Annotated in this window: 25 protein-coding genes; 6 read left to right on the top strand and 19 right to left on the bottom strand. The window is 68.3% G+C overall.

Annotated features, from left to right (window positions below):
* Window positions 1-3: 3 nt before the first annotated feature.
* The gene (locus tag AC1DFR_RS04260) at window positions 4-462 is read left to right on the top strand and encodes a Clp protease N-terminal domain-containing protein (RefSeq protein ID WP_476872796.1); all 459 of its coding nucleotides are present in this window, start codon (window positions 4-6) and stop codon (window positions 460-462) included.
* Between the two features lie 34 nt (window positions 463-496).
* Here AC1DFR_RS04260 and AC1DFR_RS04255 read toward each other — a convergent pair whose 3' ends face one another.
* The 7 genes from AC1DFR_RS04255 to AC1DFR_RS04225 are packed head-to-tail and all read right to left on the bottom strand — an operon-like array spanning window position 497 to window position 7,151.
* Entirely contained in the window at window positions 497-1,018 is a 522-nt protein-coding gene (locus AC1DFR_RS04255) for a molybdenum cofactor biosynthesis protein MoaE (protein ID WP_476872795.1), read from the bottom strand.
* Window positions 1,008-1,520: a MogA/MoaB family molybdenum cofactor biosynthesis protein gene (locus AC1DFR_RS04250; RefSeq protein ID WP_476849444.1), complete on the bottom strand. Its 513-nt coding sequence runs from the start codon at window positions 1,518-1,520 to the stop codon at window positions 1,008-1,010. The genes AC1DFR_RS04255 and AC1DFR_RS04250 overlap by 11 nt, the downstream gene beginning before the upstream one ends.
* Window positions 1,517-2,074: a cyclic pyranopterin monophosphate synthase MoaC gene (moaC, locus tag AC1DFR_RS04245; RefSeq protein ID WP_476872794.1), complete on the bottom strand. Its 558-nt coding sequence runs from the start codon at window positions 2,072-2,074 to the stop codon at window positions 1,517-1,519. The genes AC1DFR_RS04250 and moaC overlap by 4 nt, the downstream gene beginning before the upstream one ends.
* A complete protein-coding gene (locus AC1DFR_RS04240; protein WP_476872793.1) occupies window positions 2,071-3,294 on the bottom strand; it encodes a molybdopterin molybdotransferase MoeA in 1,224 nt (407 codons plus the stop codon). The genes moaC and AC1DFR_RS04240 overlap by 4 nt, the downstream gene beginning before the upstream one ends.
* Before the next feature lie 26 nt (window positions 3,295-3,320).
* On the bottom strand, window positions 3,321-5,051 hold the full coding sequence (locus tag AC1DFR_RS04235) for a molybdopterin-dependent oxidoreductase (protein ID WP_476872792.1): 1,731 nt from the start codon (window positions 5,049-5,051) through the stop codon (window positions 3,321-3,323).
* Window positions 5,039-6,421, bottom strand: a complete 1,383-nt coding sequence (locus AC1DFR_RS04230; RefSeq protein WP_476872791.1) for a sensor histidine kinase — start codon at window positions 6,419-6,421, stop codon at window positions 5,039-5,041. Before AC1DFR_RS04230 ends, AC1DFR_RS04235 begins: the two co-directional genes overlap by 13 nt.
* Window positions 6,408-7,151 carry a response regulator transcription factor gene (locus AC1DFR_RS04225; RefSeq protein WP_476872790.1) on the bottom strand — a complete coding sequence of 248 codons (744 nt, stop codon included), beginning with the start codon at window positions 7,149-7,151 and terminating at the stop codon, window positions 6,408-6,410. The genes AC1DFR_RS04230 and AC1DFR_RS04225 overlap by 14 nt, the downstream gene beginning before the upstream one ends.
* Before the next feature lie 132 nt (window positions 7,152-7,283).
* Here AC1DFR_RS04225 and moaA point away from each other — a divergent pair, with 132 nt between their 5' ends.
* From moaA to AC1DFR_RS04210, 3 genes are all read left to right on the top strand, one after another.
* The gene (gene moaA / locus AC1DFR_RS04220; protein ID WP_223914007.1) at window positions 7,284-8,423 is read left to right on the top strand and encodes a GTP 3',8-cyclase MoaA; all 1,140 of its coding nucleotides are present in this window, start codon (window positions 7,284-7,286) and stop codon (window positions 8,421-8,423) included.
* A 7-nt stretch (window positions 8,424-8,430) separates the two neighbouring features.
* Window positions 8,431-8,697: a MoaD/ThiS family protein gene (locus tag AC1DFR_RS04215; RefSeq protein WP_229992995.1), complete on the top strand. Its 267-nt coding sequence runs from the start codon at window positions 8,431-8,433 to the stop codon at window positions 8,695-8,697.
* Between the two features lie 131 nt (window positions 8,698-8,828).
* Entirely contained in the window at window positions 8,829-9,110 is a 282-nt protein-coding gene (locus AC1DFR_RS04210) for a hypothetical protein (protein ID WP_476849439.1), read from the top strand.
* A 4-nt stretch (window positions 9,111-9,114) separates the two neighbouring features.
* Here AC1DFR_RS04210 and AC1DFR_RS04205 read toward each other — a convergent pair whose 3' ends face one another.
* From AC1DFR_RS04205 to AC1DFR_RS04165, 9 genes are all read right to left on the bottom strand, one after another.
* On the bottom strand, window positions 9,115-9,612 hold the full coding sequence (locus tag AC1DFR_RS04205; protein WP_476849438.1) for a DUF1579 domain-containing protein: 498 nt from the start codon (window positions 9,610-9,612) through the stop codon (window positions 9,115-9,117).
* A 57-nt stretch (window positions 9,613-9,669) separates the two neighbouring features.
* Window positions 9,670-11,019: a M16 family metallopeptidase gene (locus AC1DFR_RS04200; protein WP_243181750.1), complete on the bottom strand. Its 1,350-nt coding sequence runs from the start codon at window positions 11,017-11,019 to the stop codon at window positions 9,670-9,672.
* 105 nt (window positions 11,020-11,124) lie between these two features.
* Window positions 11,125-13,392, bottom strand: a complete 2,268-nt coding sequence (locus tag AC1DFR_RS04195) for a polyribonucleotide nucleotidyltransferase (RefSeq protein ID WP_476872789.1) — start codon at window positions 13,390-13,392, stop codon at window positions 11,125-11,127.
* Between the two features lie 246 nt (window positions 13,393-13,638).
* Window positions 13,639-13,908: a 30S ribosomal protein S15 gene (gene rpsO / locus AC1DFR_RS04190; RefSeq protein ID WP_018774485.1), complete on the bottom strand. Its 270-nt coding sequence runs from the start codon at window positions 13,906-13,908 to the stop codon at window positions 13,639-13,641.
* Between the two features lie 138 nt (window positions 13,909-14,046).
* Entirely contained in the window at window positions 14,047-15,396 is a 1,350-nt protein-coding gene (kynU, locus tag AC1DFR_RS04185) for a kynureninase (protein WP_476872788.1), read from the bottom strand.
* Complete coding sequence (kynA, locus tag AC1DFR_RS04180) at window positions 15,393-16,247, bottom strand: tryptophan 2,3-dioxygenase (protein WP_223914012.1); 855 nt, start codon at window positions 16,245-16,247, stop codon at window positions 15,393-15,395. The genes kynU and kynA overlap by 4 nt, the downstream gene beginning before the upstream one ends.
* A 96-nt stretch (window positions 16,248-16,343) precedes the next feature.
* Entirely contained in the window at window positions 16,344-17,327 is a 984-nt protein-coding gene (locus AC1DFR_RS04175) for a bifunctional riboflavin kinase/FAD synthetase (protein WP_476849436.1), read from the bottom strand.
* A gap of 190 nt (window positions 17,328-17,517) precedes the next feature.
* Complete coding sequence (locus tag AC1DFR_RS04170; protein WP_476849435.1) at window positions 17,518-17,901, bottom strand: hypothetical protein; 384 nt, start codon at window positions 17,899-17,901, stop codon at window positions 17,518-17,520.
* Window positions 17,902-18,033: 132 nt separating this feature from the next.
* Window positions 18,034-19,854: a DUF222 domain-containing protein gene (locus tag AC1DFR_RS04165; protein ID WP_476872787.1), complete on the bottom strand. Its 1,821-nt coding sequence runs from the start codon at window positions 19,852-19,854 to the stop codon at window positions 18,034-18,036.
* Between the two features lie 186 nt (window positions 19,855-20,040).
* Here AC1DFR_RS04165 and AC1DFR_RS04160 point away from each other — a divergent pair, with 186 nt between their 5' ends.
* Window positions 20,041-20,595 (top strand): NUDIX domain-containing protein, encoded by a 555-nt coding sequence (locus AC1DFR_RS04160; RefSeq protein WP_476872786.1) that lies wholly within the window; start codon window positions 20,041-20,043, stop codon window positions 20,593-20,595.
* A gap of 10 nt (window positions 20,596-20,605) precedes the next feature.
* Here the strand turns inward: AC1DFR_RS04160 and AC1DFR_RS04155 are convergent, their stop codons facing one another.
* The 3 genes from AC1DFR_RS04155 to truB are packed head-to-tail and all read right to left on the bottom strand — an operon-like array spanning window position 20,606 to window position 22,468.
* Complete coding sequence (locus AC1DFR_RS04155; RefSeq protein ID WP_223914017.1) at window positions 20,606-21,130, bottom strand: hypothetical protein; 525 nt, start codon at window positions 21,128-21,130, stop codon at window positions 20,606-20,608.
* 1 nt (window position 21,131) lies between these two features.
* Window positions 21,132-21,485 (bottom strand): hypothetical protein, encoded by a 354-nt coding sequence (locus AC1DFR_RS04150; protein ID WP_230012044.1) that lies wholly within the window; start codon window positions 21,483-21,485, stop codon window positions 21,132-21,134.
* Window positions 21,485-22,468, bottom strand: coding sequence for a tRNA pseudouridine(55) synthase TruB (truB, locus tag AC1DFR_RS04145; protein ID WP_476872785.1), 984 nt, complete (start codon window positions 22,466-22,468; stop codon window positions 21,485-21,487). Before truB ends, AC1DFR_RS04150 begins: the two co-directional genes overlap by 1 nt.
* Window positions 22,469-22,552: 84 nt before the next feature.
* Between truB and AC1DFR_RS04140 the strand changes: the two genes are divergently transcribed.
* Window positions 22,553-23,767, top strand: a complete 1,215-nt coding sequence (locus AC1DFR_RS04140) for a pyridoxal phosphate-dependent aminotransferase (RefSeq protein ID WP_476872784.1) — start codon at window positions 22,553-22,555, stop codon at window positions 23,765-23,767.
* The last annotated feature ends 2 nt before the right edge of the window (window positions 23,768-23,769 follow it).

Below are 23,769 nucleotides of genomic sequence, written 5' to 3'. Positions count from 1 at the left end.
GCCATGTTTGAACGATTTGCCGACGACACCCGAAAGATCGTTGGCTTCGCCATGGACGAGACCCGCTGCAGCGGCGACAAGCGGCTGGGCACGGATCATCTGCTGTTGGGGGCGCTCCACGATCCTGCTCCCGCCGCCCTTCTGGGTGTCACGCTCGATCAGGCACGGGCCGCGGCGGCGAGGCTTGACCGCACGGCACTCGCATCAATCGGTATAGATGCCCACGGCTTTGAGCGCGTCCCCATGCCCAGCCGGGGGAAGAAGCCGCCCTTCAGCTCGGGCGCCCGGTCGGTAATGGAAGGCATGCTTCGGTATGCCATGGACCAGAAGTCACGACAGATCACCACCGCGAATCTGCTGCTGTCGCTGCTGGACTGCCAGGAACACGATCCGGCAGCCGTGCTGCTCAAGGAACTGGGGGTCGACCGGGCGGGGGTCCGGCGCAGGGTTATTTCCTCCTGATCCGGAGCCGGCTTCCTGCCGGTCACCACGGCGTCTACTCGCCGGCGCCGACCCACTCCACGGTGCCGTCGGCGAAAAACTGTTCCTTCCAGATCGGCACTTGGGCCTTGATCCGGTCGACGAGTTCTGCACATACGGCGAAGGCCTGGCCGCGGTGGGCCGCCGAGACGGCGCACACCAGGGCCGGATCGCCGATCTCCAGCATGCCGATCCTGTGGGCCGCCCAGATCCGCACCGGCTGCCGCCCGTCCCGGGTGGCGCCGGCGCCGCCGGCGGCTTCCTCCGGAGATCCGCCGGGCGCGGCACTCCCGGCCGGGACCGAGTGCTCCGCCACAAGCCCGGCGACGACGTCGGCCATCACTTGGTGCGCCGTCGGGTGGGCGCTGTAGCTGAGCCGGGAGACCTGCTTGCCGCCGTCGTGGTTGCGGACGACGCCGCTGAAGCTGACCACCGCTCCTGCCGTGTCCGACTCCACCGCCGCGATGGCCTGCTCCACCGAGATGGGTTCGGCGCTCAGCACGGCGTGCACGATTTCAAATCCGGTATCAGTGCCCATGGCTGCCTTCCAGTTGGTCGCAAAGGTGTCCAACGATGGGATCCAGCACGGCCAGGCCGTCCATCACACCCTTCGGGGATCCGGGCAGGTTCACGATGAACGTCTGTCCGGCTGCGCCCGCGTGGCCCCGGCTGAGCATGGCCATCGGAGTCTTGGCCGTTCCGGCGTTCCGGATGCCCTCCATGATGCCCGGGATTTCCCGGTCCAGCAGGGGCAGCGTCTGCTCCGGCGTTGCGTCGGTGGGGCTCAGCCCGGTGCCGCCGCTGGTGATTATGACGGCCGGCTGCTGGCTCAGCAGGGCCCTCAGCGCGGCCCCGACCGGCGCCCCGTCCGGCACCACCATGGCGGGGAACGGCTCGAAGCCGTGCTCGGTGAGCCAATCGATGATGACAGGGCCCGTGAGGTCCTCATAGACGCCGGAGGCCGCCCGGGTGGAGGCGATCACGACACCGGCCTTGCGGCCCGTGGCTTCGCCGTGGCGGTGGGGTTCGGGCATGTTCATAGGGTCCAGTCCCCGCTCTTGCCGCCGCTTTTGGCGAGCACCTTGATATCGGTCAGGACCGCGTGCTTGTCCACGGCCTTGATCATGTCGTACACGCTCAGTGCCGCGACCGTCGCCGCAGTCAGGGCTTCCATCTCGACCCCGGTGACGCCGCGTGTCTTGACCGTGGCGAAAATTGTCACGGCGTCGGTGTCGAGCTCAAAGTCGATGGTGACCTTGGCGATCGGGAGCGGGTGGCAGAGCGGGATCAGGTCCGGCGTCTTCTTGGCCGCCATGATCCCGGCGATGCGGGCCACGGCCAGGGCGTCGCCCTTCGGGAGCTCACCGCCGCCGAGGAGGGACAGGACCTCGGGCGTGCTGCGGACGGTCGCGGTGGCCGTGGCTTCCCGGGTGGACTGCGCCTTGTTGGACACATCCACCATCTGGGCCGTGCCGTCGTGGCGGAGGTGGGTCAGGCGGGTGTTGCCCACGGCTCTTTTGTCCGCTTCGCCGTTGCCCGCTTCGCCGTTGTCCGCCGGTGCGGCATCCGCTTCAGGGTTTTCTACATCATTCACAGGATCCATACTTCCACTTCGTCGCCCGCTGCGAGCGCCGCTGTTCCCTCTGGCACGTGGACGAGGGCGTTGGAACGGGCCAAGGCATGGACCAAGTGGGAGCCCGCGCCGCCCTCCAGCCTGACCGTGCCGTCCGGAGCCAGCGTGCCGCGCCGCACCTGGTGCTTGCCCGCCGGGGAGGTCAGCGGTTCGGCGAGGCGCGCGCGGACGGCGGGCCGGGGCGCCGGGGCGCCGAACAGTTCCGTGAGGACCGGGCGCAGGAACATTTCAAAGGACACCAGGCAGCTCACCGGATTGCCCGGGAACCCCAGCACAGGGACGCCGTCGAAGCTGCCGATCCCCTGCGGGCCGCCCGGCTGCATCGCCACGGCGCCGAATTCGACGTCGTGTCCGGCCATTGCCTGCCGGACCACCTCGTAGGCACCTTTGCTGACGCCGCCGGTGGTGACGATCAGGTCCGCGGCGGGGGCGTGCCGGCGCAGCAACGCGGCGAGCTCATCCGGCTGGTCCGTGGAGACGCCGGTCCGTGTGACCTGGAGCCCGGCCTGGCGCATGGAGGACTCGAGCAGCGTGCCGTTGGAGTCGAAGATCTTGCCCGGTCCGAGCGGGCTGCCCGGTTCCACCACCTCGTCGCCGGTGGTGACCAGGAGGACCCGGAGGGAGGGACGGACGGGCACCTCCGTGTAGCCCATCGCCGCCAGCAGTCCCAGCTGGCCGGGGCCGAGGAAGGTCCCCGCGCTGAGGGCGAGCTCGCCGGAGCGGATGTCGCTGCCGGCGTCGCGCACGAACGTTCCGGCGGCGGCGGCCGGCAAGTGGACCGTGGCGGGCTCCCCCGGCACCGGGAAGGAATCGGGCACGGCCTGCTCGATGGGAACGACGGCGTCGGCCCCGGCCGGCATCATCGCGCCGGTCATGATCGGGGCGGCCGTGCCGGCGGCCAGTTCCGCCGGTGTGGCTCCGGCCGGGACGGGCGCGACGACACGCAGTTCCCTGCCGCCGTCGGGCACGTCGGCGCTGCGGATCGCGAAGCCGTCCATCTGCGAGTTGGCGAAGGGGGGAAGGTCCAGCGGCGCCAGGATGTCGGCGGCGAGCCCCCGGCCCAGGGCTTCGAGCAGCGGGAGCCGTTCCACCCGCCCCTCGGTGCGCAGGGGGGCCAGCAGGGCCCGCACCTTGTCCCGGTGTGCTTGAACGCTGACATGCCTTGTCTCGGTGCGGTGCATGCGTTTCCTGACCTCTGCTCGGCTCGCTAGGACTTCACGTCAACTCTAACCGTGTGATAACCCGTGGCTCCGTTCGGCGCGACCGGTGCGGATTCCTCGGCCTGCGGCACGCCGTCGAGGGCTGTGGCCCGGACCTGGACCTCATATTGTCCCGGCTCCAGCGGCAAGGCCAGCTTCCACTGGTACCAGGTGTCCTTGGAGATGCCGGGGGCCAGCTCGGCCTGATGCCAGTCGCCGCGGTTGACCCGCAGCTCCACCTTGCCGATGCCCGTGTGCTGGGCCCACGCGACGCCGCCGAAGACAACCGTCCCGCCCTTCACGTTGGCCCCGTCGCGCGGCACGTCAATGCGGGACGATGTCTTGATGGGCCCGCGCTCGCTCCAGCCGCGGGGCGTCCAGTAGGCGACGTCGTCCGCGTACCGGGTCACTTTCAGTTCGGTGACCCACTTCGTGGCGGAGACGTAGCCGTACAGCCCGGGCACGATCATCCGGACGGGGAATCCATGTTCGAGCGGAAGCGGTTCCCCGTTCATGGCGACGGCCAGCAGCGCGTCGCGGTTGTCCGTGAGGGCCTCCAGCGGGGTCCCTGCCGTCCAGCCGTCCGTGCTCCGGGAGAGCACCATGTCCGCCCCGGGCTTGGGGCCGGCCATGGCGAGCAGTTCGCGCACCGGCCAGCCGAGCCAGCGGGCATTGCCGATCAGGTCCCCGCCGACCTCGTTGGAGACGCAGGCGATGGTCACGTGCCGTTCCGTCAGGGGTTTGGCCAGGAGAGTGGCGAAGTCGAGCTCGATCTCCCGTTCCACCAGGCCCGTGACTTTCAGCGTCCATTCCGCAGGATCCACCAGCGGGACGCGCAGGGCGGTGTCGATCCGGTAGAAATCCCTGTTCGGCGTCACGAGCGGGCCCAGTCCGTCCAGCCGGATCTCGGCGCCGGCCGGGATGGGCGGCGCGGGAGCGGCGGGCACCGGGAGGACCAGCTTGCTGCGCACGTCGCTGACGACGGCGGCCGCTCCCCTGAGGGTGGAGGCGAGCACACCGGCGACGGCGGCAACCGCGGCTGTCCCGCCCAGCGCCAGCAGGAACCTGCGCCGGGCGGGCCCGGCTTCGTTGGCTGTGGCATCTGCAGGCGCCACGGCAGGGGCGTCCTGCGGAGCCGGCTCAACCGGTGGTGTTTCCGGCGGGCCGGACGCCACCGCCGGTCGCCGGCTGGCATCGGGTTGCCACTCCAACAGTTTCCGGATGAGCCACCGCAACAGCGCGATCCCCACCAGTGCCACCAGCACCGGGACGGGGATGGCGTTGGCGGTCAGGTCGGCCCGGCTCAGCACGGCCACGAGCCCTACCGCGCCGAACACCGCGATGAGAATCACCCCGGCGAAACGGCGCCGCACTTCGAGGACTCCGGAGAGCGCCGCGAGCGCGGCGATGACCAGTGCCATGCCGCCCAGGAGTGCCACCTTGTCCGCCGTGCCGAACAAGGAAATGGCCCACTCCTTGACGCCCGGCGGGACGGTGTCGATCACGGCCCCGCCGACGGCCGTCACCGGAGACACCGTGGGGCTCACCAGGCTGGCCGTGAGTTCACCGAGGACCACCGCCGTCCCCACGGCCACCAGTCCGGCCCCGGCGGCCCACAGGTCCCGGGACTGCCGCTGCCGGACTCCCGGTTCCGTATGCTGCTGTTCCCTGCCGGCGAGTGTGCCGCCGGTTTCCTTCCCCTGCCCGTCAAAGCTGACGCCGCTGCTCACTGTGCCCATCCCGTCCGGAGTTTTTCCTCTACCGCGTCGCGCGGAATCCTGTGGTGTGCTCCCTCGGCTGTTGCTGCCGGGGCTGCTGCTCCCCCGGCAGCAGGCTCCCCGGCAGAAGTGCCGTGGCTGCCACCCGGCTTCTGGCCGGCGGCTCCCTGGCCGGGGAGCAGCAGCGAGAACCGGCATCCGCCGTCGACGTTCTCCACGGTGACGGTGCCTTGATGGGCGCTGACGATTCCGGCGACAATGCTCAGGCCAAGGCCGGCGCCGCTGTAGCGCATGACGCCTGCCGGCTCATCCGGCCCGGGCGCCCGGAAGCCGTCGCCCGGGGTCGCGCCATCAGGGGCCATTCCGTCCAGTCCGTCGTCCGGGGCGGCCCAACGGCCGGTCTGCCGCCGCGCCGGGTCCTTCTGCCAGCCGGTTTCGAACACATGCGGGAGGTCCGCTTCGGGGATCCCGCCGCAGCCGTCGGTGACCGCGACGACGGCCCGGTCACCGTCCCGGCCGACTTCCACGGTCACCCGCGAGCCGGGTCTGCTGTGGACGATCGCGTTGAGCACGACGTTCCGGATGGCACGCCCCATCGAGGGGCCGTCGGCGAGGGCCAGGCTTTCCCGTTGGCCGCCGCCGTCGAGCGTAATGCCGTGCTGCTCCGCCAGCGCGGCGAGGTCGGCAATGGCGTCGCTGGCGAGGTCGTACAGGTCCAACGGCTCGGCCTTGAGCCGCATAGTTCCGGCATGGATCTTCGACAGTTCCAGGAGGTCGTTGACCATGCCGGCCATGAGGTCGGTCTGCGCGATGAGCTTGCGGTAGTAGGCGGGGACGTCCGCGGCCATCCCGTCTTCCAGGGCCTCGGTCATGGCGCGCATGCTCGCCAGCGGCGTCCGCAGGTCGTGGGAGATCCAGCTGACCAGTTCGCGGCGGGCGTTTTCGACGGCGGCCTCCCGCTGCCGGGAGGCCTCCAGCATCCGGCTGCTGGATTCGAGCTCGGCGGCGAGGGCGGCAAGTTCGTGGCTCATCACCGGGGACTGGATCCCGGGGCTCTCGCCGCGGCCGATGCTCCGGGCAGCCTCGACCAGCGCCTTGGCGTTCCGCGAGACCCTCGCTCCGAGCACGAGCGCGATCGAAACAGCCACGGCGGAAGCCACGGCCAGGACGTACCACATCACTTCGAGGTCCCGGGCCGAGATGAACATCGCGTTGAAGGCGCTGACCATTCCGGCCGTCAGGACCGCCACGGCGGCGAGCACCACCACACAGATCTGGACCGCGAACGAGGCCCGGCGCAGGGATTTCAGGATGAGCAGCGACGCGGCCCCGATCACGGCTCCCCAGGCCAGGGCCCAGCCGATGATGGTCAGGAGTTCAGAGGTCTGCATCGGCGGACTCCTCCTCATCGCTGGGGTCCAGCCGGTAACCCACGCCCCAGACCGTTTTCAGGACGGAGGGGCGGGTGGGGTCGTCCTCGATCTTCTCCCGCAGCCTCCGCACGTGCACCGTGACAGTGGACAGGTCCCCGTAGTCCCAGCCCCAGACGGCTTTCATGAGTTCCTCGCGGCTGAAGACCTGCCGGGGACGGCGGAGCATGAAGGCCAGAAGGTCGAACTCCCTGGCCGTCAGCGCCAGGGGCCTGCCATGGCGGGAGACGGTGCGTGCGGCCGGGTTGAGGTCGAAACCGCCCACTTCGACGGAGGGCTCCGGGCTGAATTCGGGAATGCTCCTGCGCAGGACCGAACGGACCCGCAGTACCAGCTCGCGGGGCGAGAATGGCTTGGTGACGTAGTCGTCAGCGCCGGCTTCCAGGCCGAGGATCCGGTCGTCTTCCGTTCCGAGGGCAGTGAGCATGATGACCGGGACACTGTGTGCGGCACGGAGCCGGCGGCAGACTTCCACACCGTCCAGGCCCGGCAGCATCCGGTCCAGCAGGACGAGGTCCGGGCGGCGTTCGGCCGCAAGGCGCAGGGCCGTGAACCCGTCGGCGGCGAGGACCACCTGGTATCCAGCCTGGACGAGGTAGTCCCGGACCACTCCCGCGATGGTCGGTTCGTCCTCGACGAGGAGGATGCGCCGGTTCTCCGTTGCGTCCGGGGCCGGCTGGGTCTTGTTCACGCTTCCAGCATAGGTTCGCGGCCACGGTCCGGGCAGGGCTCCGGACCCCCGCCGGACATCGTTCCCGAATCCGTAATATCCGTGCCGTCATGCGGCTGTGACGTGGGCAGCGAGGTGGCGTAGCCTGACTCTATGACAGTTCAACTGGGTATGCCCCAGCCCCGCGCGGCAGGCAGTCCCGGAGCGGGAGTGCCTGCTGCAGCCGCGCTGTCCGGGCGTCCGGAGGGCCTGGTTGCAGGGCTCGTGGATCGCTACGGCCGCCGCGCCACGGACATGCGCCTCTCACTGACGGACAAGTGCAATCTGCGTTGCACCTATTGCATGCCGGCCGAGGGCCTGGAATGGCTGTCCAAGCAGGCGGTGATGTCCGCGGAGGAAATCGTCCGGATCGTGCGGATCGGCGTCGACATGCTCGGCGTGCGTGAACTGCGGCTGACCGGAGGCGAGCCCCTGGTGCGGGCGGACCTGCTGCAGATCATCGCCGCGCTCCGCCAGGCCCACCCCGGCCTGCCAATCTCGATGACCACCAACGCCGTCGGCCTGGACAAGAAGGCCGCCGGACTCAAAGCCGCGGGACTGACCAGAATCAACGTCTCGCTGGACTCCCTGCATGAAGAAACCTTTACCAAGCTGACCCGCCGGCCCTTCCTGGACAGGGTCCTCGCCGGCGTCGACGCCGCCTGGGCCGCAGGCCTGGGCCCGGTCAAGCTCAACGCTGTACTCATGCGCGGCATCAACGACGCCGAGTCCCCGGCCCTCCTGGCCTGGGCACTGGACCGCGGCTATGAACTGCGCTTCATCGAACAGATGCCGCTCGACGCGGACCACGGCTGGACCCGGCGGAACATGATCACCGCCGCGGAGATCCGGGAACTGCTCTCGGTCGATTACGTGCTCAGTTCCGACCCGCGGGACCGCGACGGCGCCCCGGCGGAACGGTTCGAAGTCCGGGCCCGGGTTCCCGGCACCGACCGCGCCGCCGGCCCTCTGCTCGGCACTGTGGGCATCATCGCCTCCGTCACGGAGCCGTTCTGCTCGGACTGCCGCCGGACGCGCATCACCGCCGAGGGCAAGATCATGAGCTGCCTGTTCTCGCGCGAGGAAGTGGATCTGCTGGGGCTGCTGCGCGAGGGCGCCAGCGACGAACAGCTCGCCGAACGCTGGCAGGATGCCATGTGGATCAAGCCCAAGGCCCACGGCATGGACCATGTGGGCCTCGACGCGCCCGACTTCGTCCAGCCGGACCGCAGCATGAGCGCCATCGGAGGCTGACTTTTTCGTGAATGTACGCTACTTCGCTGCCGCACGCGCTGCCGCCGGCGTGGATGAAGAACGCTACGACCTCGCCGACGGCGACACCCTCGCCTCGCTGCTCGAGGCGATCCTCGCCGTCGAGCGCCCCGAACCGCCGGCCGGTACGCCGCCGCTGGCCCGCATCCTGTCCCGCTCCAGCTTCCTGCTCAACGAAGTTGCCGTGCGGGACCATGCCGCGGCGCTCAAGCCGGCCGACGTCGTCGACGTGCTGCCGCCGTTCGCCGGCGGGTAACCCGGGCACGCCCGGCTCCATAAAGCCGGTATGTCGGGTTCACAAAATCCGGGGTATCGCGTTTAGCTGGCCGGTTCTAGAGTGTGGAATATCCGCCGCGGCGGGCAACAAACACCAACGAGGAGGGCAGCATGTTCACCTTGCAGATCGAGCATAGGATCAAGGATTTCTCCATGTGGAAAGCGGCGTTCGACCGTGATCCGGTGAACCGCGCGGCGTCGGGCGTCACCGCGTACCGCATCAACCAACCCGTGGACGACCCGCACTCTGTGGTCGTTGAACTGGACTTCGAGCAGCGCGGGCAGGCAGAGGCCTTGTTGGCCAATCTTCAGGCGAAGGTCTGGAACTCCGCCGAGGCGGCGCCCGGCCTAGAGGGAACTCCGAAGACCCGGATTCTGCAGGCCGCCTCCTAAGACCTCACGCCGGTACGGCAGCGCCCTCAGCGACGCGGCGGCACACGGTAGTCATGAAGGGCGTGAAATCGCTCGCCCTGCCCAGGCGGAGTCCGGCGGCATGAGTGAGTTCGCCGTCGTCCACCCGGAAGGTGTGCCGTGCGGTCCCGCGGTCACTTCGCCGTTCCACGGTCAAGGTGCCGCCTTCCATGCTGGCGCGCGCGGGTCCCTCGGGCGGCAACCCCAAGCTGTTGACGTGGTACCAGAAGGTCTCGGGATGGTCCGGGTCCGTCGTGAAGACACCGTGGCCTTCGGACCGGGTCCCGTCCGCATCCGTGTGCCGGTAGCTCTGGGCGACGGCAAGCCCGGCGGCTGCCCGGGAAAAGATAATCTCGGTGTCCGCGGTGCGCGCCGGACCCCACGCGGTTGCCTCCCAGTGCGTGGTCCCCGTCCAATGGCCCAGGAAAGCCTCAAGCGCCTCGCATGCACTGCCTGGCAGCGGCCGGTCCACAGTTTCTCCCATATGGAGTTCCTCCCGAGTGACCCCGCCACCATCATGACGCCGCGCCAGTTGGAATGTCTAGGCCAGGAGTCCGAACGTCTCGCTTTCCTCGAACGGCCCGACCACCGTGACGGTCCGCGGGGCTGCCGCGAGCTCACGGGCGAGCTCCTGGACCTCCGCGGCTGTGACGGCCTTGATCTGGCGGAGGGTCTCATCGATGTCCTGGTACTCGCCGGACACCAGTTCCGCGCGGCCCAGCCGGGACATCCGGGAACCGGTGTCCTCCAGCGCCAGCACGATTCCGCCGCACAGCTGCCCCTCCGCCTTGCGCAGCTCCTCGTCTGAGATGCCGTCGGCAGCCAGCTTGTCCAGTTCGGCGCCCAGCAGATCAATGACCTGGCGGACCTTCGACGGGGTGCATCCGGCGTACATGCCGAAATAGCCGGCATCGGCGTAGGAGGAGGCGAAAGAGTAGGTCGAGTAGACGAGTCCGCGCTTTTCCCGGACCTCTTGGAAGAGGCGGGAGGACATTCCGCCGCCGAGGACGGCGTTGAGCACACTCATCACAAAGCGGCGGCCGTCGGTGGCGACCAGCGACGGGCAACCCATAATGATGTTGGCCTGCTCCACCTGCCTCTTGACCACATGCAGGCCGGCCGTGCCGGTGATCGATGCACGTTCGGTGGAGCGGCGCTGCACGGGGGCGGCCGCGGCCTCAAGGTTCCAGCCGGCGGAGTGCAGGGCATCCACCACGAGCCCGCAGACGACGTCGTGGTCCAGGCCGCCGGCCGCGGTGACCACGAGCTCGTCGGGACGGTAGTAGCGGCGGTAGTGGTCCCACACCGAGTCGCGTGCCACGGCCCGGATGGCTGCCGGCGTGCCGCCGATGGGGCGGCCCAGCGGGTGCGTTCCCAGCACGGCGGCCACGAAGTTCTCGTGCGCGACGTCGGTGGGATCGTCGCTGTCCATGGCGATTTCCTCGAGGATGACGTCCCGCTCCTGCTCCATCTCCTGCGGGTCCAGGACCGCGCCGGTGATCATGTCCGCGATGACGTCGATCGCCATGGGAAGGTCCGTGTCCAGCACGCGGGCGAAGTAGCAGGTGCTTTCCTTCGCGGTGGCCGCATTGGATTCCCCGCCGACCTCGTCGAAGGCCGAGGCGATCTCCAGCGCGGTGCGGCGCTTGGTGCCCTTGAAGAGCAGGTGCTCCAGGAAGTGCGTGGAACCGTGCTGGCCGGGAGCCTCGTCGCGGGAGCCGACGCCGACCCAGAAACCGATCGTGGCAGAGCGTTGGCCGGGCATCGCTTCGGTGAGGACGCGGACGCCGCCGGGCAGGACCGAGCGTCGCACCTCGGAGCCGCCGTCGGCGCCGTGGATCAGGGTGTCAGCGTGCTGGTTCTGCTCTAGCGGCAGGGGGACGACAGTCATCAAGGCCTTTCATTGAACACATGCCAAATCTGCCTGCCATCCTACCTTTAACAGCAGCGGGGCCGGTGGTTGATCCACCGGCCCCGCTTTTTGACTCAGGAGAGACTACTCTGCGGCGTCCGCGGAGACCTCGGCGTTGTCAGCGTTTTCCGTGTTTCCTGCATTTTCCGCGCCAGCCTCCTCAGCCACTACGGGCGAGAGGGACAGCTTTCCGCGATCGTCGATCTTGGTGATTTCCACCTGGATCTTCTGGCCCACGGAGACGACGTCGTCGACGTTGTCCACGCGCTTGCCGCCGGCGATCTTGCGCAGCTCAGAGATGTGCAGGAGGCCGTCCTTGCCCGGGGTCAGGGAAACGAAGGCGCCGAAGGTGGTGGTCTTGACGACCGTGCCCAGGTAGCGCTCACCGATTTCCGGGATCTGCGGGTTGGCGATGGCGTTGATCGCGGACCGTGCTGCGTCGGCAGACGGGCCGTTGGTGGCGCCAATGTAGACAGTTCCGTCGTCCTCGATCGAGATGTCGGCTCCGGTGTCTTCCTGGATCTGGTTGATCATCTTGCCCTTCGGGCCGATGACCTCGCCGATCTTGTCAACCGGGATCTTGACCGCGATGACGCGCGGCGCGAACTCGGAGAGCTCGTCCGGGGTGTCGATCGCGGAGTTCAGGACGTCCAGGATGTGCAGACGGGCTTCGCGGGCCTGCTTCAGGGCGGCGGCCAGGACCGAGGCCGGGATGCCGTCGAGCTTCGTGTCCAGCTGGATGGCCGTGACGAACTCGGAGGTACCGGCAACCTTGAAGTCCATGTCACCGAAGGCATCTTCGGCGCCGAGGATATCGGTCAGGGCGGCGTAACGGGTCTGGCCGTCGACCTGGTCGGAAACCAGGCCCATGGCGATACCGGCAACAGCAGCCTTCAGCGGCACGCCTGCGTTCAGCAGGGACAGCGTGGAGGCGCAGACGGAACCCATCGACGTCGAACCGTTGGAGCTGAGAGCCTCAGACACCTGGCGGATGGCGTAGGGGAATTCCTCGCGGGACGGCAGCACCGGCATGATGGCGCGCTCTGCGAGGGCACCGTGGCCGATTTCGCGGCGCTTCGGGGAGCCGACGCGGCCGGTCTCGCCGGTGGAGTACGGCGGGAAGTTGTAGTTGTGCATGTAGCGCTTGCGCGTCACGGGAGACAGCGAGTCGATCTGCTGTTCCATCTTGAGCATGTTCAGCGTGGTGACACCCATGATCTGGGTCTCGCCGCGTTCGAAGATGGCCGAGCCGTGGACGCGGGGCAGAACCTCAACCTCGGCGGTGAGCTGGCGGATGTCCGTCAGGCCGCGGCCGTCGATGCGGATCTGGTCCTTGAGGATACGCTGGCGCACAACCTGCTTGGTGACGGAGCGGAAGGCTGCGGACAGTTCCTTCTCGCGGCCTTCGAACTGGCCGGCCAGGGAAGAGGTGACCTCGTCCTTGAGCTCGTCGGACGCGGTGTCGCGTTCCTGCTTGTCGGCGATCTGGAAGACAGCGGCCAGCTTCTCGGCGGCAGCGGACTCCACAGCGGCGTAGACGTCGTCCTGGTAGTCCAGGAAGACCGGGAACTCGACGGTCGGCTTGGCGGCGCGGGCTGCCAGGTCGGACTGTGCTTCACAAAGGGCCTTGATGAACGGCTTGGCAGCCTCGAGGCCTTCGGAGACAACCTCTTCGGTCGGGGCGGTGGCGCCCTGTTCCTTGATGAGGTTCCAGGAGTTGTCGGTGGCTTCGGCTTCAACCATCATGATGGCGACGTCGTCACCGGCGATGCGGCCGGCGACGACCATGTTGAAGACGGCGTTCTCGAGCTGGGAGTGCTTCGGGAACGCAACCCACTGCGAGCCGTTGTCGTCGGCAACGAGGGCAACGCGGACGCCGCCGATCGGGCCGGAGAAGGGCAGGCCGGAAAGCTGGGTGGACATCGAGGACGCGTTGATCGCGACGACGTCGTAGAGCTCGTCCGGGTTGATGGACAGCACGGTGACGACGATCTGGACCTCGTTGCGCAGGCCCTTGACGAACGCGGGGCGCAGCGGGCGGTCCATGAGGCGGCAGGCCAGGATGGCTTCCGTGGAGGGACGGCCTTCGCGGCGGAAGAACGAGCCCGGGATGCGGCCGGCGGCGTACATACGCTCTTCGACGTCGACGGTCAGCGGGAAGAAGTCGAAACCTTCACGCGGGTGCTTGCCGGCGGTGGTTGCGGACAGCAGCGCGGTCTCTTCATCGATGTAGACCATCGCTGCGCCGGCTGCCTGCTTGGCAAGGCGGCCGGTTTCAAAGCGGATTACACGCTTGCCGAAGCGGCCATTGTCAATGATTGCTTCTGAGAACTGGATTTCGGGACCCTCCATAGAGAGTCACCTCCGTTTCTTGGTTCACGGAGCCCAGCCGCATCAACCCAGCCCAGCATCTGTCTACTGGCCTGCACTGCACCCGGTCATCGATCGAGACCCACGGGCCGGGCCTCATTCCTTGAGGCCGTTCCCGGGGATCACTACCGAGGACCGCGAATGCGTGATGCGGTTGATCCTCCTGTTTAGTTTTTTCCTGAAGAAGGCGGCCCTTTCCGGTCCGGAAGGGCCGCCCCTTAAAACTGACTAGCGACGCAGGCCGAGGCGCTCGATGAGCTTACGGTAGCGGGTGATGTCAGTGTTCTTGAGGTAGGTGAGCATGCGCTTGCGACGACCAACCATGGCCAGCAGACCGCGCTGGGTGTGGTAATCGTGCTTGTGCTCCTTCATGTGCTCAGTGAGATCCTTGATCCGCTGAGTCAGGACTGCAACCTGGACCTCCGGCGAACCGGTGTCGCCCTCGGACGTTGCGAAATCCTTGATGATGGACTGCTTTACAGCGGCTTCAAGTGCCACAATAACTCCTAGAGATGTGCCGTGAGGCCCGAATCAGTAATTCACTGCCGGGGGTGCCGTCCCGGAATCCCCCGCCGAAGCCGGGCATTCCGTACACAACAGGAGCCAGCCGCCACGGACTGCAGCCGGATCCAACGTTCAGTTTAGTGGCACGTCCGCGGTCTTGTCGAAACCGCCGGGCGCGGCCGCCGACTCTGCCGGCGCGCCAGCTGCCTGCGGCGGTTGCGGTTTTCCACTTTCCTGGGCTGCGAGCAGTTCGCGAATAGCGGCGACGCCCCGGTAAAGCTCCGCGAAGGATGTGCTGAGCGGCGACAGCCCGATCCTGATGCCCTGCGGGGCGCGGAAATCGGGAATCACGTCCTGGTCCCACAATGTGGCCGTCATTTCCCGGAAGGCCGGGTGGTCGATCGTCACGTGGCTGCCGCGCAGTTCCGCCGCCCGCGGGGTGGACAGCTGCACGCCGGCCGGCGCCAGCCAGGCGTCGTAAAGTTCGAGGGCATAAGCGGTCAGCACCCGTGACTTCTCCCGCAGTGACGCCATCCCCGCTTCCTCGATCAGGTCCAGGGTGCCGCGCATGGCGAGCATCCCGAAGATCGCCGGAGTGCCGCTAAGGAAGCCGCGGATGCCGGGGGCGGCCTCGTAGCCGGGACCCATTTCGAACGCGTCCTTGCGCCCCATCCAGCCCCAGATGGGCTGCTGCAGCCCGGCCAGGTGCCGTGCGTTGATGTAGGCGAACGCGGGCGAGCCCGGTCCCCCGTTCAGATATTTGTAGGTGCAGCCTGCCGCGAAGTCGACGTCGGCGTCGTCCAAAGCGATCTCCACAGACCCGGCGGAGTGGCACAGGTCCCACACCACCAGGGCGCCGGCGTCGTGGATTGCCGCGGTGATGCCCGGCAGGTCCGCGAGGAAGCCGGAGCGGTAGGCGATCTGGCTCAGGACCACGACGGCGGTGGCCGGGCCGGTGGCGTCGCGCACCTGCTCGACGGTGACGCCGGAGGCGGGATCGGCGTCGATCCAGCGCAGGGTCAGGCCTTCTTCACGGGCGACTCCCTCCACCAGGTAACGGTCGGTGGGGAAATTATCCGTGTCCAGGACGATCTCGGTCCGGGCCGGATCGGTGACGGCTGCCAGCGCGGCGCGGATGAGCTTGTACAGCACCACGGTGGTGGAATCGGCAATGATCGTCTGCCCCGGCGCCGCGCCGAGCACGGCGCGGCCGAGCTGGTCGCCGATCTTCTGGGGCAGTTCGAGCCATTCCTCGTCCCAGCCCCGGATCAGGCGGCCGCCCCAGCTGTCCTGGATGAAGCTGCTGATGTCGGTGACGGTCCGCTTGAGCGGACGGCCCAGGGAGTTGCCGTCAAGGTAGGACAGGTCCGTGTCCGTGCCGACGAAGTGGTCGCGGTAGCCGGCCAGCGGATCCGCGGCGTCGAGGTCGAGGGCGCGCTGCCACAGGCTGTCCGGCGCGTCTGTGTTGGCGGAGATGCTCACTGGCCGATCTCCGTCCGCACGGCGAAGAGCTCAGGGAAGAAGGTCAGTTCGAGGGCCTTCTGCAGGAACGCGGCGCCGCTGGATCCGCCGGTGCCGGCCTTCATGCCGATGGTCCGCTGGACGGTGCGCAGGTGGCGGAAACGCCACAGCTGGAAGTTGTCCTCAAGGTCCACAAGTTCCTCGCAGGCCTCGTATGCGCCCCAGTTGTCGGCGGCGTTCTCGTAGATGTACTTGAACACCGGGACCAGTTCGGGGCAGAACTCGTGGGCCTTGGTAACGTCGCGCTCCAGCAGGGAGGCAGGGACGTCGAAGCCCTGGCGCTTGAGATAGGCGAGGAAATCGTCGTAGATGCTGGGGGCTTCGAGCAGTTCGCGCAGCATCTCGTGGGCCTCGGGGTCCGATTCGAACACCGGAAGCATCTTGGCGTTCTTGTTGCCGAGGAGGAACTCCACCGCACGGTACTGGCTGGACTGGAATCCGGAAGAGTTGCCGAGGAAGCCGCGGAACTGGGAGTACTCGGTGGGCGTCAGGGTGGCCAGCACGGACCATTGCTCGGTGAGCGTCTTCTGAATGTGCTTGACGCGGGCGATCGCCTTCAGGGCGGACCCGAGGTCGTCCGACCGCAGCCACGCGGCGGCGCTGCGAAGCTCGTGCAATACCAGCTTCAGCCACAGCTCCGTGGTCTGGTGCTGGATGATGAACAGCATCTCGTCGTGGTGTTCCGGGGTGCTGACCGGCTGCTGGGCGCTGAGCAGGGTGGGCAACTGCAGGTAGGACGCGTAGCTCATCCGCGCACTGAAATCCCGGACAATGTCCTGGTCCAGTTCCCTCGTGTTTTTCTCGATGGTCACGTGTCTTGCCTTCCTTGCCAAGTGGCTGTGAATCAGCGCGGCTCCAGTGAACCAGAACATTGTCAGCGCGGGGCCGACGCCGATCCGGCCCGGTTCTTAGCGGGCGAACAGGAGGTCGTGGGCCTGGACGACGTCCAGGCGCATCTGCTCCACCAAAGCTTCAGCCCCACGGTACGCCACCATGCCGCGGAGCCTGGCGACAAATTCCACCACAACTGTCTGGTCGTACAGATCGAAGTCATCGGGAGACTCTTCCGGGCGGTCGATCACGTGGGCCTCGACCTGACGGCTCACGCCGTCGAACGTCGGGTTCGAGCCTACGGAGATGGCGGCGGGCCAGCGCGTGCCTGCCTGGTCCACGAGCCAGCCGGCGTAGATGCCGTCCGCGGGGATGTACCCGGTGGCCGTCGAGGAGAGGTTCGCGGTGGGGAACCCGAGGTCGCGGCCGCGTGCGGCACCGTGCACCACCTCGCCGCGCATCCGGTGCGGCCTGCCGAGGACGGCAGCGGCGGTGGCGACGTCGCCCGCGCGCAGGGCCTCGCGCACCCACGTGGACGAACAGCGGCGGTCCGTGCCGTCGTCGTCGTGGATGGGAAAGCCCTCTGAGCCGAATTCGCTGATGACCAGCACCTCGAACCCGAGCTTCTTGCCCAGCTCCTGCATGGTGGCGAGGTCGCCGGAATTGCCGCGGCCAAACCGGGCGTCGTGGCCGATCACCACGTGGCTGGCCTTGAGGCTGTCGACCAGCACTGACGCGACGAATTCCTCGGGGGTGAGGCTGGCGAGCTCCATCGAGTACTTCATCACCAGCACGGCGTCGAGGCCGAGCTCTCCGAGGGCCACGAGCTTGTCCTCCAGCCCCATGATCAGTTCGGGAGCCGATTCCGGACGGTGTACCTGCGCGGGGTGTGGGTCGAAGGTGATGGCGACGGCGCGTGCGTGCTTCAACCGGGCGGTACGGATGAGCTGCGACAGCACCTGCTGGTGGCCGCGGTGCACGCCGTCGAAATTGCCGAACGTGACAACCGAAGGACCAAAGTCCGCCGGGACCTCGGACAGATCGTTCCAGATGTGGACCATCAACCTCGCCTTTTGCTGCCTGCCATGAACTGCTCCGGAGCGACCGTGCCGGCTCCGGAACTCTCTTAGATTACCCGCAATCCGGGCAACTCCCGGACGGTCCGCCGGGCTCCGGGGCATCCGCGTAAAGGCCCCGCCGGAGGGACCACGGTTAATCGGCGGCAGGGCGAAGGTGTGAGGCGGGCGCGCACTATCGCCCCAGCAAAAGCCGCCGCTCGCTGTCGCGCACCGTCTGTTTCCGCCAATTCCGCCAATGCAGCAGCACTGCGACGAGGATGAGGGGGACGTGGAGCCCGGGCAGGATATTCGCTAACCACCGCGGCAGGTAGATGTCCGTGACGGAGCCCGAGCCGTCGCCAAGACTTTTCGCGACGACGGTCAACGGGCATTGGAAGCCGGTGCCCGCAAAAATCAGCGATTCGCTGGCGACCACGACGGCGGCAGCCCTCGTCTTCCGGTCATTGCGGCCCGTGATGCCGGCGTACAGGACGTAGGCCATGCAGGCCTCAATCACGAGCCAGGCAAGGGTGTGGAGCGTCTTCACTGCCCGCAGCATCAGACTGCGCTGGTCCATGCCTCCACCCTAGGCCCGCCGTGGCGCGGAGGCTTGGGACTTTCGGCCCGGTGCAGGGAGCCCGGCGACGGAGGGCGCGGTTGCGGGGGTCCCACCGAGTCAGTCGAGGCGAGCGTCCGTCCAGGCACGGGGTCACTCCAGGCGGAAGTAGGTGTTCCGGCGGGGTGTCCGGGCGGGGTCGAGGTGGGGTGGCGGGAGGAACCAGGGGATGCCGGTGCGCATCTGGATGCTCCAGTGTTCCTTATGGATCAGATGGTGGTGATGGGAGCAGAGCAGGATGCCGTTGCCGGCTCCGGTGGTTCCGCCGCCGGACCAGTAGGTGATGTGGTGGGCCTCGCACCAGGGGGCCGGGATCGTGCATTGGGGGAAGGCGCAGCCCCGGTCCCGGGCCGTGATGGCCTTGCGGATGTGGGGCGGGAATACCCGGGAGGCGCGGCCGATGTCCAGGACCTGGCCCTCGCCGCCGAGGACGACCGGGATGATGTCCGCGTCGCAGGCGAGCTTGCGAACCGTGGACGCGGTAATTGGGCCGGTGAACAGCAGCGTCCCGGTGCCGTGCCTGGTTCCGGTGCCGTGCTGTGCGGTGTTGGCAGGGGCGCCTGCTTCGGCGGGAGTCGCCCCGAGCCGGGTGAGCAGGTCCCGGTAGTCGATGGTGGCCATGACCTGGGGCCGGAGCCCGCCCGCGGCGGGCAGCCCTCCGGCGGCGAGGGCCGCCTTACACGCGCCGACCAGGCCGTCGAGCAGCTTCTGCGGCCGGGAGCGGAGGTCCAGAACCGGCAGCGACGGGTCCTCTTCGGCCGTGGCGGGCTCCGCAGCCGGGCCTGGCGCATCCGCCGCCGCGGACCCGTCACCCGGTCCGGCCTGCGCCGTGTGGCCGGTGGCGGTGCCCTCGCCGGTGCCTTCGCCGGTGCGGGGGTTGGTGGCGGTGTTCATCACGGTGATCAGGTGTTCGAACTGGTCTGTGGTGGCGAAGATTTCCAGGTGCTGCAGGCCGTGCCGGGGTTTGCGGAGGAAGGCGCCCTGGAGCTGGCGGAGCAGTTCCTCGGAGGGTTCGGCGCCGTCCTGGTCCAGCGCCTCGGCCCAGCTGCGGCTGACCCGGGCCAGGAAGTCGGCGTCGTTCTCGGCCGCGGTGCGGGTCAGGGCGTGCTCCATCGCCGCCGCGGCCTCCGGGAGGCAGCTGTGCCGGACCCGGTCCAGGGCGAGCGTGACGAGGGTCGCGGCGCGGGAGGCGACCTCGCCGGCCGCGACGGCGGCTCCGAGCTCCGGGTGCACGGGCGGGATGGGCCGGCCGGCGAGTCCCTGCCGGGGCAGCAGCGAGTCGGCCAGCGCCAGCCGGCGCCTGGCCTCGGCGGCGCTGATCCGCAGCCGCGCCCGCAAAAAATCTGTGGCGTTCCGGTACCCGTCATCCGCCGCAGCGGACATCCCAATTTGCCCGGCAAAGTCACCGCGGGGGCCAGTTCCGGCCCCGGCATGCGTCCCGCCGACAGGTGCGCCGTGAGCCCCGGCGTCGGAAAGGGCATCAGCTCCCCCGCCGGCCCCTGCATCCGTCCCGCCGTCGGATTCCTGTTTCCAGCCCGTGAGCCAGCCCGCCTGGGCCGCTTCCTCACCCCAGCCGTGTGCGGCCGGCGCGGTGAACGCGGCTTGTTTGCGCGTCCGCTCTACCGCCGCCGCGGCAACGAGCTGGAAGTAATCGACCGTGCGGGACAGGTCCTCGACGTGGCCGGCAAAGTCCGCGGCCTCCCGCAAGCCAAACCATGCGGCGTCGACATCCGCAGCCGGGTTCGTAGCCCGCAGCGCCGCCAGCGCCGAGTCCACCGCCGCACCCGCGGCGCCCAGAGCGCCGCCGGCTGCGTCAGCCGCGCCGGGAACGGCGGCCAGGCGGGGATGCCGGGAGGACACAGCCGGGCCGGGCCACGGGGCCCGGTCCGGGATGAACTCTCCAATGGCTTCCATAACTAAACTCTGCCAGAGGGGTACGACAGACATAGCGGAAGCCATTCCTGCTGGCGCGCGACCTCATATTGGGTGACTCCCGGCAGCGCACTTCAGAGCATCTGGAGCCCATAGGGCACGTCCGAGCACGTAACACTGCGTACGACCCCCGCCCTCCTACGGACCGGTGCGTGGCAAGCTGTAGGGATGGACAGCACAGCCGCTCCCCAAGTCGGGGAATCACCGTTCGCACCACTGCTCCCGGGCGATCCGCGCCGCCCGTTGGGCCCACGCGATCCTGGCGATGCCTGGGTCGATGGCGACCGGGGGCGGTTCTGGGGTCGGTTCGGTTCCGCCGGGCTCCTGGTCCACGACCCCGCCAAGGGGGTCCTGCTCCAGCACCGCGCCTTGTGGAGCCATCAGGGCGGCACCTGGGGGCTCCCCGGCGGCGCCCTGCACCAAGGGGAAGAAGCCATCCACGGCGCGTTGCGGGAAGCACACGAGGAAGCGGCCGTGCCTCCGGGGAATCTCCAGGTCCTGTTTACGTCGGTGTTCGACGTCGGCTACTGGTCTTACACCACCGTGGTGGCCATTGCCCTGCAGCCGTTCGAGGCCGCGATCAGTGATGCGGAAAGTATCGAACTGCAGTGGGTGGGGATTGACGGCGTCGGCGGCAAGGAACTGCACCCGGGCTTCGCCGCGGCCTGGCCGGGACTGCGCAGCAGGCTCACTGAGGCCCGGCGCATCGCCGGCCGCCTGTAACCAGCCGGAGTTAGTGGTCCCGGGGCGCGGGCCGTCGGCGGTACAGCCAGATGAGTCCCAGGATCGGCAGCAGGAGCGGGATGAATCCGTAGCCGCGGCCAAACAGGGACCATACTGTCTCGTGCGGGAAGTTCACCGAGTCGAACACGCTGAGTGCTCCCACCACCAGAACGCCCACAAGCTCCACCAGGACTGCCGCCACCGAGACCTTGAACGCGGTGCGCCCCGGCTTCGCCAGAGACACGGTGGCCACGACGTAGACGGCGGCGGCGAACGCGGACAGCAGGTACGCCAGCGGCGCCTCGGAAAACTTCGTGAGAATCTGGTAGCCGGCCCGGGCCGTCGCCGAAATCGCGAAGACGGCATAGACAGCAATCAGCAGCCGTCCCGGCCCGGTGTTGCGGGTATCGGTCGTCGCCGGCGCAGTGTCGGCGGATCCAGCGTCCGCCGGCCCAGTGGTCCGGGACGCCGGCGCCGCCGGGTTTCCGGTGCCGTCGTGCGGGGAGTTTGCGCTCACGTTTTCTGCCTCTTCCATCTCAATACCAGATCTGGTTCATGCGCGCCGCCATCACCAGGGCGGTGACGCCGACGGCGGCCAGGACAAAGTTGCTCCAGCGGGTCCGCTCGAGGATGGACCAGTACACGGCCCCAATCGGGAGGATCAGCGCCGTCGCCAGATAGCCCCAGAACTCCCAAGCCTCCCCCGCGATCCGCTCGCCGCTGGCCACCCGGACAATCGAACCCCCCAGATAGACCAGAAGGGCAAGTTCGACGGCGGCCACCGACAGTATCGTCGTGTCGTTGGGCGCCTTCTTCAGGAGGCCCGCGACGACGCAGATGATGCTGGAGAGCAGGCCAACCACCAGAATGATGTAGAAATACGCGTCCACTACTGGCCGGCCAGCTTTTCTGTGGGCTGCTTATCTGTGGCCGGCTTGCCGTTGCCGGGCTTTTCGTTGCCGGGCTTTTCATTATCCGGCGCGAAGACGAGCACTGGTTTGGCGTAGCTTCCCGCATCGGCCAGGAGGGCCACGAGCGAACCGTCCGGCGCGAACGCCGCTGCCGGTTTGTCCGCGGTCGCTGCCTCCGGTGTGCCTGCCGCTGCTCCGGCTCCGATCCTGCGGCCGAAGGAAATCTCAGTGGTTTCCGCCTCGCTGAGTTCACGGTTCGGCATCAGCGCCCGGGCGGCGTCCGAGATTTCCAGTACGTCCAGCGTCTCGGCCAATTGTTCGAGCGTATGTGCCTGATCAAGGGTGTATGGACCCACTTGAGTCCTCCGCAGTGCAGTCAGGTGGCCGCCGACGCCGAGAGCATCGCCGAGGTCGCGGGCCAGGGCACGGATGTAGGTACCGGAGGAGCACTCCACGGTGACGTCCACGTCGAGGGACTCGCCGTCGTGGACGGGACGGGTCTCGTGGATCTCAAAGCGGTGGATCGTCACCGGCCGGGCTGCGAGCTTGACCTCTTCACCGGACCGGACCCGGGCGTAGGCGCGTTCGCCGTTGACCTTGATGGCGCTGACGCTGCTGGGAACCTGCTCGATTTCCCCGGTCAGTGCCGCGACGCCGGCGCGGACGGCGTCTACGGTGACCCCGGCGGCGCTGCGGGTGGCGGTGACCTCGCCTTCGGCGTCGTCCGTCACGGTGGATTCACCGAGCCTGATGGTGGCGGTGTAGGTCTTGGACGTGCCCACGATGTAGGTCAGCAGCCGGGTGGCCTTGTTGATGCCCACCACCAGAACGCCGGTGGCCATCGGATCCAGTGTCCCGGCGTGGCCGACCTTTCGGGTACCGGCAATCCGCCGCATCCGTCCAACCACATCGTGGCTGGTCCAACCTTGCGGCTTGTCTACTATCACCAGTCCAGAAAGCACGCCTCCCAGTATATGCGGGCCAGCCCCGCCCCGACGCCCACAGTCCCGCCGCCACCGCGAACGCCGGGCGTTAGGATGGCAGACATGCCCGAGCTTGCCGCACATGTCCGCGACGTCCCGATTAACCAGATCCGCGAGATCACCGAAGCCGCCTGGCGAACGCCCGGTGCGATCGTGCTGAGTATCGGGGAGCCGGGCTTCGCAGTCCCCCGCCATGTCCTCGAGGCCGGCATGGCGTGCCTGGACCGGGACGAGACCAACTACACACCTAACGCCGGGATCCCCGCGCTGCGGGAGGCCTTCGCCGCCCGCTTCCGTGAACACAATGCGACGCCGGTCGGCGCGGAGCGCGTGTACGTGGTCGACGGCGCCCAGCAGGGCCTGCATTTCGCCATGAGCCTGTTGCTCTCCCCCGGGGATGAGATCCTCATCCCCAATCCCGGCTACCCCACCTTCGCGATGACGAGCAGCCTGCTGCACGCCGTTCCGGTCCGCTACCCGCTGTACCCGGAGCACGATTTCCAGCCACGGATCGAGGACATCGAGGCGCTCATCACGCCCCGAACCAAGGTGCTGATCCTGAATTCCCCGTCCAACCCGCTCGGCGCTGTCCTGGGCGAGGACCTGACCCGCCGGCTCGTGGAGCTGGCGAGGCGGCACGATCTGTGGGTCATCTCCGACGAATGCTACGAGGCGTTCACCTACGATGTCCCGCACGTCAGCCCGGCCCGCTTCGACAGTGACGTCCCGGGCGAAGCACGCGTTTTCACCTCGCTCACGCTCTCCAAAACCTACGGGCTGACGGGACTGCGGATCGGTGCGCTGATTTGCCCGCCGGGGCTGGAACAGAAGATGAACAACGTGATGGAGTCGATCGTGTCGTGCGTGGCCTCGCCGTCGCAGTACGCCGCGCTGGCAGCGCTGACCGGTCCGCAGGACTACGTCAGCCACGCCCATGCCCACTACCGGGCCAACCGCGACGCGGCCTCGGCGGTGCTGCGCGCCCACGGCATCCCCTACCTCGCGGCCCAAGGCGCGTTCTATTTGTGGGCGGACGTCTCGCATGCCAGTGGCGGGGATGTCCGGTCATGGACGCGCCGCTTCCTGGCGGACTCCGGGGTGGCCTTCGCCCCCGGCACGGCGTTCGGCTCGATCGGCGAGGGCTGGATCCGGATCGCGCTCTGCGGCAGCCAGGCCGATTTGGTGGAGGGCCTCGGGCGCATCCCCGCACGCGAGCGGGCAGCGGGCACCGACAGGTCCACCGGCCCTATCGCCGGGCCGGCCGGCGCCCTAGCCTGAGC

Source organism: Arthrobacter sp. 05T410 (assembly GCF_056396505.1).
This window is presented reverse-complemented; position numbering and strand designations above follow the sequence as displayed.

Bases quoted from the DNA above. Each gene is read 5' to 3' on its own strand.
- moaA (WP_223914007.1), top strand. From the start codon at position 7,284: ATGACAGTTCAACTGGGTATGCCCCAGCCCCGCGCGGCAGGCAGTCCC.
- AC1DFR_RS04210 (WP_476849439.1), top strand. From the start codon at position 8,829: ATGTTCACCTTGCAGATCGAGCATAGGATCAAGGATTTCTCCATGTGG.
- AC1DFR_RS04170 (WP_476849435.1), bottom strand. From the start codon at position 17,901: ATGGACCAGCGCAGTCTGATGCTGCGGGCAGTGAAGACGCTCCACACC.
- AC1DFR_RS04240 (WP_476872793.1), bottom strand. From the start codon at position 3,294: ATGCACCGCACCGAGACAAGGCATGTCAGCGTTCAAGCACACCGGGAC.
- AC1DFR_RS04235 (WP_476872792.1), bottom strand. From the start codon at position 5,051: ATGGGCACAGTGAGCAGCGGCGTCAGCTTTGACGGGCAGGGGAAGGAA.
- AC1DFR_RS04205 (WP_476849438.1), bottom strand. From the start codon at position 9,612: ATGGGAGAAACTGTGGACCGGCCGCTGCCAGGCAGTGCATGCGAGGCG.
- AC1DFR_RS04200 (WP_243181750.1), bottom strand. From the start codon at position 11,019: ATGACTGTCGTCCCCCTGCCGCTAGAGCAGAACCAGCACGCTGACACC.
- AC1DFR_RS04255 (WP_476872795.1), bottom strand. From the start codon at position 1,018: ATGGGCACTGATACCGGATTTGAAATCGTGCACGCCGTGCTGAGCGCC.
- AC1DFR_RS04140 (WP_476872784.1), top strand. From the start codon at position 22,553: ATGCCCGAGCTTGCCGCACATGTCCGCGACGTCCCGATTAACCAGATC.
- AC1DFR_RS04155 (WP_223914017.1), bottom strand. From the start codon at position 21,130: ATGGAAGAGGCAGAAAACGTGAGCGCAAACTCCCCGCACGACGGCACC.
- AC1DFR_RS04230 (WP_476872791.1), bottom strand. From the start codon at position 6,421: ATGCAGACCTCTGAACTCCTGACCATCATCGGCTGGGCCCTGGCCTGG.
- AC1DFR_RS04195 (WP_476872789.1), bottom strand. From the start codon at position 13,392: ATGGAGGGTCCCGAAATCCAGTTCTCAGAAGCAATCATTGACAATGGC.
- AC1DFR_RS04250 (WP_476849444.1), bottom strand. From the start codon at position 1,520: ATGAACATGCCCGAACCCCACCGCCACGGCGAAGCCACGGGCCGCAAG.
- AC1DFR_RS04175 (WP_476849436.1), bottom strand. From the start codon at position 17,327: ATGGTCCACATCTGGAACGATCTGTCCGAGGTCCCGGCGGACTTTGGT.
- AC1DFR_RS04260 (WP_476872796.1), top strand. From the start codon at position 4: ATGTTTGAACGATTTGCCGACGACACCCGAAAGATCGTTGGCTTCGCC.
- AC1DFR_RS04160 (WP_476872786.1), top strand. From the start codon at position 20,041: ATGGACAGCACAGCCGCTCCCCAAGTCGGGGAATCACCGTTCGCACCA.
- AC1DFR_RS04165 (WP_476872787.1), bottom strand. From the start codon at position 19,854: ATGGAAGCCATTGGAGAGTTCATCCCGGACCGGGCCCCGTGGCCCGGC.